This window comes from Priestia sp. BR_2 (assembly GCF_041954005.1).
Lineage (GTDB): Bacteria > Bacillota > Bacilli > Paenibacillales > Paenibacillaceae > Paenibacillus_AQ > Paenibacillus_AQ lautus_A.
Map to the genome: position 1 here is coordinate 1 of NZ_JAVFHM010000155.1, position 2,096 is coordinate 2,096.

At 35.4% G+C, this 2,096-nt stretch carries 3 protein-coding genes; all 3 read left to right on the forward strand.

Annotation, left to right across the window (positions count from 1 at the left end; genetic code table 11):
• Positions 1 to 478 (forward strand): dTDP-4-dehydrorhamnose 3,5-epimerase (rfbC, locus tag RB298_RS07075; protein WP_486046553.1); only part of this gene is annotated, 478 nt, incomplete at its 5' end.
• A gap of 7 nt (positions 479 to 485) precedes the next feature.
• Positions 486 to 1,496: a dTDP-glucose 4,6-dehydratase gene (gene rfbB, locus RB298_RS07080; RefSeq protein ID WP_486046555.1), complete on the forward strand. Its 1,011-nt coding sequence runs from the start codon at positions 486 to 488 to the stop codon at positions 1,494 to 1,496.
• Positions 1,496 to 2,096, forward strand: a 601-nt coding sequence (gene rfbD, locus RB298_RS07085) for a dTDP-4-dehydrorhamnose reductase (protein WP_486046557.1), incomplete at its 3' end; no start/stop codon positions are given. The genes rfbB and rfbD, both read left to right, overlap by 1 nt.

The window sequence follows — 2,096 nt, forward strand, 5'->3', positions numbered from 1 at the left end:
TACTGAAAGTTACAATAAGATAGAGTTTGAAAGATATGGGTTCAAAATAAATTTTATTCAAGATAATCATTCCCTATCTCAACCTCCCGGCACATTACGTGGTATGCATTATCAATTAAAACAAAGAGCCCAAACAAAGCTTGTCCGTGTAACAAGAGGTGCAATTTATGATGTTATTGTAGATATCCGAAAGGGTTCACCTACATATGGAGAATGGCAAGGATTTATTTTATCAGCAGACAACAAACGTCAGCTTTTAGTACCAAAAGGTTTTGCACATGGCTTTTGTACAATTGTAGAAAATACCGAGGTACAATATAAAGTAGACGAGCTTTATTCTCCAGAGCATGATAGAGGCATTGCTTGGAACGATCCGGCTTTAAATATTGATTGGCCATTTAATAATCCAGTTCTCTCTGACAAAGATACAAAACATCCAACTTTAGCAGAAGCAGATAATAATTTTACTTGGGAGTGATTCAAGCATGAATATTTTAGTAACGGGTGGAGCAGGTTTTATTGGAAGTAATTTTGTACGTCATATGGTAGAAACATATCCTAGTTATGGTATCGTAAACTATGATTTACTTACATACGCAGGTAATCTTGAAAATTTACAAGATATCGAAAGTCATGAAAATTATACGTTTGTAAAAGGCGATATCAATAATAGAGAACTTGTAGATCATTTAGTTAAATATCATGATATTGATGTAATTGTAAACTTTGCAGCAGAATCACATGTTGATCGCAGTATTACAGAGCCAGATATTTTCATTAAGAGTAATGTGTTAGGGACACAAGCACTTTTAGATGTAGCAAAAGCTAATAACCTGAAGAAATATGTACAAGTATCAACGGATGAAGTATATGGTTCACTAGGCGAAACAGGCTATTTTACAGAAGAAACGCCTCTTGATCCAAACAGTCCTTATTCTGCAAGTAAAGCAGGGGCTGATATGCTTGTGAGTGCGTACCATGAGACATTCGGCATGAATGTTAATATCACAAGATGTTCAAATAACTATGGACCTTATCATTTTCCTGAAAAATTGATTCCATTAATGGTAACAAATGCTCTAGAAGGAAAAGAACTTCCCATCTATGGAGATGGTAAAAACGTTCGTGATTGGTTACATGTAAAAGATCATTGCGCTGCTATCGATTTGGTTATTCATAAAGGAGCGCCAGGAGAAATTTATAATGTAGGTGGTCACAATGAACGTACAAATAATGAAATTGTACATTTAATCGTAGAAAAACTTAATGCTCCAAAAGAATTAATTAAATTTGTAGAAGACCGTCTTGGACACGATCGTCGTTATGCAATCGATCCTACTAAATTAACAACAGAGCTTGGATGGAAGCCAAAATACACGTTTGATACAGGAATTGTTGAAACGATTCAATGGTATTTGGATAATCAGGACTGGTGGAAAAACATTAAATCAGGTGACTACGTAAACTACTATAACAAACAATATGGTGATAAATAATGAGTCAAAAAGTCTTAATTACAGGAGCGAATGGACAACTTGGTAAGGAGTTAGTTGAGCTCTTTACTGAAAAAGGTTTTGAAGTTTATGGATTTGGCCGAGATGAGATGGATATTACAAACCAAGCACAGGTTCAAGAAGTGATTAGTACCTTGAAGCCAAATATCGTACTTCATTCAGCTGCTCATACCCAAGTAGATTTAGCAGAGTCAGAGCCTGAACAAGCATTCTCTATTAATGCATACGGTACACGTAATGTTGCTGTAGCCGCAGAAGCAGTAGGAGCAAAACTTGTATATGTAAGTACGGATTATGTATTTGATGGTACAAATGATGAGCCTTATAATGAATTTTCTCCGACTTCTCCTTTAGGTGTATATGGAAAATCTAAATTAGCCGGTGAACAATTTGTACGTGATTTACATTCTAAATTCTTTATTGTACGAACTTCTTGGGTATACGGCAAGCATGGGGCTAACTTTGTTAAAACTATGCTAAAACTAGGAAAAGAAAGAAAAGAACTTTCCGTAGTGGACGATCAAAGAGGGTGTCCAACTTACACGCTAGATTTAGCTAATGCTATTCTAGAGTTAGTAGATA